Source organism: Anoxybacillus flavithermus, from assembly GCF_002742685.1.
Lineage (GTDB): Bacteria > Bacillota > Bacilli > Bacillales > Anoxybacillaceae > Anoxybacillus > Anoxybacillus flavithermus_E.
Map to the genome: position 1 here is coordinate 22648 of NZ_PEDM01000032.1, position 8072 is coordinate 30719.

The 8072-nt window shown below is 42.2% G+C and carries 7 protein-coding genes; 3 read left to right on the forward strand and 4 right to left on the reverse strand.

Annotated elements, in window-relative coordinates; genetic code table 11:
- Positions 1-5 precede the first annotated feature (5 nt).
- Both CS060_RS11790 and CS060_RS11795 read right to left on the reverse strand, forming a co-directional pair.
- The gene (locus CS060_RS11790) at positions 6-1202 is read right to left on the reverse strand and encodes a Ger(x)C family spore germination protein (RefSeq protein ID WP_371411628.1); all 1197 of its coding nucleotides are present in this window, start codon (positions 1200-1202) and stop codon (positions 6-8) included.
- Positions 1198-2790 (reverse strand): spore germination protein, encoded by a 1593-nt coding sequence (locus CS060_RS11795; RefSeq protein ID WP_082180254.1) that lies wholly within the window; start codon positions 2788-2790, stop codon positions 1198-1200. Before CS060_RS11795 ends, CS060_RS11790 begins: the two co-directional genes overlap by 5 nt.
- Before the next feature lie 128 nt (positions 2791-2918).
- Here CS060_RS11795 and CS060_RS11800 point away from each other — a divergent pair, with 128 nt between their 5' ends.
- The gene (locus tag CS060_RS11800; RefSeq protein WP_035046817.1) at positions 2919-3164 is read left to right on the forward strand and encodes a YczF family membrane protein; all 246 of its coding nucleotides are present in this window, start codon (positions 2919-2921) and stop codon (positions 3162-3164) included.
- Here CS060_RS11800 and CS060_RS11805 read toward each other — a convergent pair.
- Complete coding sequence (locus CS060_RS11805) at positions 3161-4303, reverse strand: TIGR04053 family radical SAM/SPASM domain-containing protein (protein WP_035046815.1); 1143 nt, start codon at positions 4301-4303, stop codon at positions 3161-3163. The genes CS060_RS11800 and CS060_RS11805 overlap by 4 nt on opposite strands.
- A gap of 122 nt (positions 4304-4425) precedes the next feature.
- The gene (locus CS060_RS11810) at positions 4426-5247 is read right to left on the reverse strand and encodes an undecaprenyl-diphosphate phosphatase (protein ID WP_035046813.1); all 822 of its coding nucleotides are present in this window, start codon (positions 5245-5247) and stop codon (positions 4426-4428) included.
- A 201-nt stretch (positions 5248-5448) separates the two neighbouring features.
- Between CS060_RS11810 and CS060_RS14345 the strand changes: the two genes are divergently transcribed.
- Together CS060_RS14345 and katG are read left to right on the forward strand one after the other, a co-directional pair.
- Entirely contained in the window at positions 5449-5580 is a 132-nt protein-coding gene (locus CS060_RS14345) for a hypothetical protein (protein ID WP_255350562.1), read from the forward strand.
- A gap of 229 nt (positions 5581-5809) precedes the next feature.
- Positions 5810-8014 carry a catalase/peroxidase HPI gene (gene katG / locus CS060_RS11815; RefSeq protein WP_035046811.1) on the forward strand — a complete coding sequence of 735 codons (2205 nt, stop codon included), beginning with the start codon at positions 5810-5812 and terminating at the stop codon, positions 8012-8014.
- Positions 8015-8072 lie beyond the last annotated feature (58 nt).

Consider the following 8072-nt stretch of genomic DNA (forward strand, 5'->3'; position numbering starts at 1 on the left):
CCTTTTCACTGAATGTATGAGCGAGTTCGCAATCCTGTTCTTCGAATAAATGATTCCACCTTTACTTGAACATCTAATTTCGGGAAATATTTATCATCCCACGTTTTTTTCATCTCTTTCCATTCTTTTGGGTACGCACGATGGACAACTTCTCCAAACCCGAAAATATCGCTTTTTTTCTTTTGAGCAACATGTGCCGCTTTTTCAATTTCTGCTTTAATCTCTTGTTGCATCACCTTTTCGAGTGCAACGATTTGTTTCGGATCCGTAAAGTCAATCGCAACAAATGTTTCACCAATATCTCCTTCTGTTTTAACCGCAACAAATATGATCGGCTTCCCATTTCTTAGTTGTGCTGTAACTTTTGTTTTTGCCCGCACTACTTTATAAGATACTGCCTCTTTTTCTTCTTTCCAATCAACTGTGACAGCTGTCTGTTTTATTTTATCGAGAATCCATAATACTCCTCGTGCTTCTTCCTTTCCAATCCATCCGATAAGCTTTCCTTTTTTAAAAATAGCTAATTCAGCAGCCCGAAGACGTGCAGTAGGCTCCATCGTACGAACATTGTTTTGATCATCGCTATGCTTTCGATTTCCGTCTACATAAAAGCTGCTCATTATGACTTCCTTCCCAGCAAGCGAAAAACTTTCAATTACTTCTCGTAAACGAGTATCAACATTTTCCCCCCACATCATTTCTGTTAATTCTAACGTTTTAATCATTTGATTTGCCGGGATTTTATCGATTGGCGTGAGCACAGATAACAATTGCTTTGCTGTTTGCTTGCGAGCAATAACAATATTTGCCGTTGGACGAAATTGCGGATTACGCTCAACAGCATCAAAAATTTGCTGAATTCCTTCTTTCGCAAGTTCCTCCCCAATGACAACAAGGTTTGTATGAGAATAATATGGAATGCGAGATATTTGCTTCGACGCTTTCCGACTCGCCTCCACTAACGTATCGCCTGTTGAAGTATACAAAGCTACAGGAAGCCCCGTACTCCCTCCACCTCTTTGCGTCGCCCCTGCTACGTTCCCAGGATTGACGACTTGAAACGTCGACATATATTTTCCGTCTTTTTTATCTATACCAACTGCAATAATTAATGCTAGATCCCTTAACTCCTTTTTACTCCAACATCCGAAAAGTAGCGTACATATGAACAACATAAAAATAAGAAAAGGATATCGTTTAATTTTCATCCCCTTCTCTCCTCGTTTCCTGATTATGCTCCGGACGTTGTTCGTCCCCTTGACGAACGATATTTGTTTCTTCTGTGATGCCATGTGGTCGATCAGTTAATGCCCATAACGGAAAACGTACGAACGTATCACGTAAATTCGTTGGAATAAGCGGAGCGAGCGGCGTCATATACGGTACACCAAACGAACGAAGACTACATAAATGAATAGTCATCCAAATTAATCCAATTAAAATGCCATAAAAACCAAATAACGCAGCTAACACCATTAACAAAAAACGAATGAGACGCGCGGAAACTGCAATAGCAAATGATGGTGTAGCAAAACTAGCGATTGCTGTAATAGATACAACAATAACCATAACTGAAGAAACAAATCCCGCTTCGACCGCTGCTTGTCCAATGACTAGTGCGCCAACAATCGATACAGCTTGCCCAACAGTTCGAGGCAACCGCACTCCAGCTTCACGTAAAATTTCAAACGTTACTTCCATAATAACGGCCTCTACAAACGCAGGGAACGGAACAGATTCACGTTGTGCAGCAATCGCAATAACGAGAGAAGTCGGAATCATTTCTTGATGAAATGTCGTCGCTGCAATATACAGAGACGGTGCAACAAGCGAGATGAAAAATACGAGTATGCGTAAAAAACGAAGTGCTGTTGCAATATCAAAACGTGCATAATAATCTTCAACCGCTTGAAAAAATTGAATAAACACCGCTGGCGCAATAAGAACAAAAGGCGTACCTTCTACAAAAATAGCAACACGTCCTTCTAATAAATTGGCTGCAACGCTATCCGGACGTTCTGTATGATAAATGGTTGGAAACGTCGTAAATGTTTCATCTTCAATGAGTTGTTCAATATAGCCGGATTCTAGTACACCGTCCATGCAGATGCGTTGCAGTCTGCTACGTACTTCTTCGACAATGTTGTCATCCGCAATTTCTTTCATATACATCATACGTACGTTTGTGTGTGTCACTTCACCAACTGTAATGGCTTCTACCCGTACATGTGGATGTTGAATGCGTCGTCGCACCATAGCTACATTTGTTCCTAACGATTCTGTAAACCCTTCGCGTGGTCCACGGATAGATAATTGTGTGCTCGGTTCTGTAATGGCGCGGTACTCTCCACCTTTTACCGCTATACTAATTGCCTCTTGCATACCATGAATAAATAAAATGCTTTCTCCAGACATGAGCAAGGAAAATACTTCATTCCATTGTTTAACACGTCTCGTCGTATTGGCTGTAGCTATCTTTTTCTCAATATAGTCTAATTGATCGCAGCACGTTGAAGGAAAAGACAGTTGTACACTTGCTTCAATTAACAATTGCTGAACCATATTTTCATCAACCATTCCACTAACAAAACAGAGGGCTGACGAAAGATTTTCTTCCTTCCCGAGCAAAAAACGGCGAATGACAATATCTGCACTATTTCCTGTTATATTACGAACCTTTTCTATATTTGCATGTAAATCTCGCTCAATCGTCCCATATATTCCTTCTTGCGCTACTTTATCGTATTGATATACTTGCTTTTTGTTCTGATTTCTCAACCGTAACCACATTCGCCTCTCTCCATTCACTATCGCTTATGGTTAGAATAAGCAATAAATACATATGTTATGCGAAAAGGAATAAAACACGTCAAAAAGTTGCACGCTAGTTCAAAAAAGATATTTATGGAGATGAACAAATGAAACTTGTTGTCATTTCTGTTCTTATCCCTATGTTGTTAGGTGGCCTAGCCATCAGTATGAATGTATTGTTAGGGATGAGCATTTACCAAGCGTTTATTGATATTTTTAATCCATTTAAAGTGATGGAGCCCATCGAACTAGGCGTGTTGTTTTTTCTGATCGTCTTATGGATACTTGACACATACCTCCATCTGCTTCGAAAAACAAATCAAGAGAAAAAACCCGAACAGCGCTCGCGTTAAGCGAACACCGTTCGGGTTTTTTCTTTTCTCATGCCTAAAGGAACGTATACGCAAAACGGCTCACTTTCCATGTAATCACCTGTCACTGCATAGGCACGGGCACGCGACCCGCCACAAACGTAGCGGAACTCACAAATGCCGCATTTTCCTTTATATAAGTCTGGTTGGCGTAATTGTTTCATCGCTTCCGATTCACGATAAATATGCGATAACGGTTGCTCGCGTACGTTGCCGCATACGATCGGAAGCAAGCCGCTTGGCATCACATCTCCTGTATGCGAAACGAAAACGAAGCCGTTGCCGTCATTGACGCCTTTTGGGGCTCGTTTTAAGCCGTCAATCATCGAAGCATGATCTGTAGTTATCGCATGCTCATAACGAATATCCCCTGCTGCAATTCGTTTTTCGCGCATTTTTTGTTGAATGACAACGCGACGATAATGTTGCGCCGCTGTCGTTTTTATATCATACGGTGCCGTTTTACTTAACTCATACAACCAACGAAACACTTCTTCATGCTCGGCTGGGGTAATGCAATCATTCATTTGCCCACGACCTGTTGGCACGAGTAAAAAAATGTACCACATCACTGCCTTTAACTCTGCAACTAATTTCTCCATCTGTTCTAAATGATCATAGTTATAACGCGAAATGACTGTATTTATTTGCAATGGCATATGTAGCTCATGTAAATAACGAATGTTTTCAATCGTTAAATCAAACGAACCCGGTGTACCGCGAAATCGATCATGAATGTCAGCCGTCGGTCCATCTAAACTAAATGCCCAGCGTGACAGTCCAATCTCTTTCGCTTTTTTCATTTTTTCTTTCGTCACATTTGGTGTCGCACTCGGTGTGATCGAAACGCGCATCCCTTTTTTAATCGCATACGATGCAAGTTCAAACAAATCTTCGCGCATCATACAGTCTCCGCCCGTAAATACAAGCATCGGATTGTTCATTTCATATATGTCATCGATAAGCCGAAGACCTTCTTCGTGCGTCAACTCACGCGGATCAGGGACAGGTTGGGCATCTGCGCGACAATGTACACATTTTAACTGACACGCTCTCGTCACTTCCCAAATGACAATAAACGGATGTTTGTTATAATCTACCACAAGCGCATGTTCATGCATATATCATCACCAGCTTTTCGTGTTATTTTTCACATTCATTATAGGCTTATTTTTTGACCATGCATCCGCACGTTTTTGACGATTTTTTTAAACATAAAAAATCTCCACAAAAGTCGTGGAGATTAAGCAAAATAAATGATATAAATGACTGCTGCGAGCACAATGCGATAAATCGCAAACGGAACGAGACGCACACGGTTAATTAAACGTAAGAAAAAGCGAATAGCTAACAATGCAAAAACAAAAGCACTAATAAAACCGACAATGAAAAATGGTAAAGCATCAAACGTAATGTACTGCCAGTTCTTCAACAACGAAATGGCGCTTGCTCCGGCCATAATTGGCACTGCCATAATAAATGTAAAATCAGCAGCAGCACGATGGCTCATCCCGACAAGCACACCGCCTGAAATGGTCGATCCTGAACGTGAAAACCCAGGCCAAAGAGATAAACATTGCACAAGGCCGACAATAAACGCTTGCTTATACGTAATATCATCCACTGTTTGTGCGACCGTTCGTTTTCCGAAACGATCTGCTGCGATCATTAACAACGCCCCGAGCACGAGCCCAATGAGCACCGTTTTTGTGGAAAATAAATGTTCATCAATATAGTCTTCAAATAAAACACCCAACACCCCAGCAGGCAAAAGACCAACGAAAATGTGCATAAGCGTCAAGCGTTGCCCTTTCCTCACTTCACCTTTTCGCAAATAAAGCAACTCAAAAAACTTATCTTTAAACACAACAACGGCCGCTAAAACCGATCCGAGCTGGATGACGACTTTAAACGTATTCGCCCCATACTTTCCTAAAAACTCGCTTGACTTTAACCACATATCGTCAACAATAATCATATGCCCTGTCGATGAAACAGGCGCAAACTCTGTCGCCCCTTCCACTAGCCCTAAAATGAGCGCTTTAATTAGCTCTATGATATGCATGTATGTCCATCCTTTCTTGCTTGGTTAAATATGTATAGTCACTTACAAGCGCCTACTCTATTGTACTACAAACATTTTCATTGTACTACATGTACATTTCGTAAAAATTTAATAAATAATTATATAACAGATATTGATTTTTTAAATCTGTTATAATACAATATAACTAACAAAAGAAACGTGCGAAAGGGGTTTTTGTTTATGGAGATGTATACTAAAGCTTATCAAAGATACGTTGAAAAATGCCATGAGTTTGGTATCGAAGCGATCGATTTAATCGAATTTATTCGCAACTTAACAACAGAACAAGTGCAACATATGATCCAAAACTAAAGATTGGAGTGAAACGATGAACGGAAATGCGGATGTGAACGTATAAATCCCCCATTTTATTCTGTGAACAGAATGAAATGGGGGATTTTTATAATTTTTAAATAAAAATATCATTTTTACTTTACTATTAAATATTAATTTAGTATAATTCTAATGTACTAATAATTATCAATTGTGTATACAACGAGACACATCATTTTATTTATATGTTAGAAAGGAGAATGGAAGAATGGAAAACAAAAACGAACACGTATCTAAATGCCCGTTTCATGGGAGCGTGACAAGTCATGCTTCAAACAAAACAACAAACAAAGATTGGTGGCCAAATCAACTAAACTTAAACATTCTTCATCAACATGATCGAAAAACGAACCCTCATGATGAAACGTTCGATTATACGGAAGAGTTTCAAAAACTTGACTATTGGGCGTTAAAAGAAGATTTGCGCAAACTGATGACGACAAGCCAAGATTGGTGGCCTGCCGACTACGGACATTACGGACCGCTATTTATTCGCATGGCTTGGCATTCTGCAGGAACATATCGCATTGGCGACGGACGAGGTGGCGCCTCAACAGGCACACAACGTTTCGCTCCGTTAAACAGTTGGCCAGACAATGCTAACTTAGATAAAGCACGTCGCTTGTTATGGCCGATTAAACAGAAGTACGGTAATAAAATTTCGTGGGCAGACTTAATCGTATTAGCCGGCAACGTAGCCATTGAGTCGATGGGAGGAAAAACGATCGGGTTTGGCGCTGGTCGCGAGGACGTATGGCATCCAGAGGAAGACATTTATTGGGGGGCGGAAAAAGAATGGCTCGCCTCGGAACGTTATACAGGCGATCGTGAGTTGGAAAATCCGCTTGCTGCTGTGCAAATGGGACTCATTTATGTCAATCCAGAAGGTCCGGACGGTAATCCAGATCCGCTCGCAGCGGCACGCGATATTCGTGAGACGTTTAAACGAATGGGCATGAACGATGAAGAAACGGTGGCGCTGATCGCAGGCGGTCATACGTTTGGTAAAGCGCACGGAGCTGGCGATGCATCGCATGTCGGTCCAGATCCAGAAGCTGCTCCGATTGAAGCGCAAGGATTAGGTTGGATTAGCTCATACGGAAAAGGAAAAGGACGCGATACGATTACAAGTGGTCTCGAAGGCGCTTGGACACCGACACCTACACAATGGGATAACAGCTATTTACAATTGCTTTTTGAATACGAATGGAAGCTAACAAAAAGTCCAGCTGGTGCGTATCAATGGGAAGCAGTGAACTTAAAAGAAGAACATCTCGCTCCAGATGTCGAAGATGCGACCAAGAAAGTGCCACCGATGATGCTGACGACCGATTTAGCGTTACGGTTCGACCCAGCATATGAAAAAATTGCTCGCCGCTTTTATGAACATCCTGAAGAATTTGCGGATGCATTTGCTCGTGCGTGGTTTAAACTTATTCATCGCGACATGGGGCCAAAAACGAGATATCTCGGTCCAGAAGTACCGAAAGAAGATTTCATTTGGCAAGACCCGATCCCAGAAGGAAATGTGGAATTAACTGATGCAGAAATCGAAGACATTAAAACACGCATTTTACAATCAGGACTCACAGTAAGCGAGCTTGTGAAAACCGCTTGGGCGTCCGCTAGCACGTTCCGCAACTCTGATAAACGCGGCGGCGCAAACGGGGCACGCATTCGACTCGCACCGCAAAAAGATTGGGAAGTAAACGAACCAGAACGACTTGCCAAAGTGCTTGCTGTTTACGAAGATATTCAACGTGAGCTTCCGAAAAAAGTGAGCCTCGCGGATTTAATCGTACTTGGCGGCAGCGCGGCGGTCGAGAAAGCAGCGCACGATGCTGGGTTTGACGTTCGCGTACCGTTTATGCCTGGACGAGGCGATGCAACCGAAGAACAAACGGATGTCGAAAGCTTTGCCGTATTAGAACCGTTTGCGGACGGATTCCGCAACTATCAAAAGAAAGCATACAGCATCACGCCAGAGGAGCTGCTTGTCGACAAAGCGCAATTGCTCGGCTTAACCGCTCCAGAAATGACTGTATTAGTTGGCGGGTTGCGCGTGTTAGGGGCAACGTACCGCGACCTTCCTCATGGCGTATTCACGGACCGTATCGGCGTGTTAACGAATGATTTCTTCGTCAACCTCGTAGATATGAACTATGAATGGGTACCAAAAGAAGACGGCATTTATGACATTCGTGATCGGAAAACAAGAGAAGTTCGTTGGACCGCCACACGTGTCGATTTAGTGTTCGGATCGAACTCCATTCTTCGCTCCTACGCCGAATTTTACGCCCAAGACGACAACAAAGAAAAATTTGTCCGTGACTTTATCCAAGCTTGGGTGAAAGTGATGAACGCTGACCGCTTTGACCTGCGGAAAAAAACAAAAGCATCGGTTACAGCATAAAAAATCGAGTAGGAGGAGGTGATTAACCTCCGTCCTCTCACACCACCGTACGTACGGT

Coding starts and splice junctions, on each gene's coding strand:
- CS060_RS11810 (WP_035046813.1), bottom strand. CDS start 5,247: ATGCATATCATAGAGCTAATTAAAGCGCTCATTTTAGGGCTAGTGGAA.
- CS060_RS11800 (WP_035046817.1), top strand. CDS start 2,919: ATGAAACTTGTTGTCATTTCTGTTCTTATCCCTATGTTGTTAGGTGGC.
- katG (WP_035046811.1), top strand. CDS start 5,810: ATGGAAAACAAAAACGAACACGTATCTAAATGCCCGTTTCATGGGAGC.
- CS060_RS11795 (WP_082180254.1), bottom strand. CDS start 2,790: ATGTGGTTACGGTTGAGAAATCAGAACAAAAAGCAAGTATATCAATAC.
- CS060_RS14345 (WP_255350562.1), top strand. CDS start 5,449: ATGGAGATGTATACTAAAGCTTATCAAAGATACGTTGAAAAATGCCAT.
- CS060_RS11805 (WP_035046815.1), bottom strand. CDS start 4,303: ATGCATGAACATGCGCTTGTGGTAGATTATAACAAACATCCGTTTATT.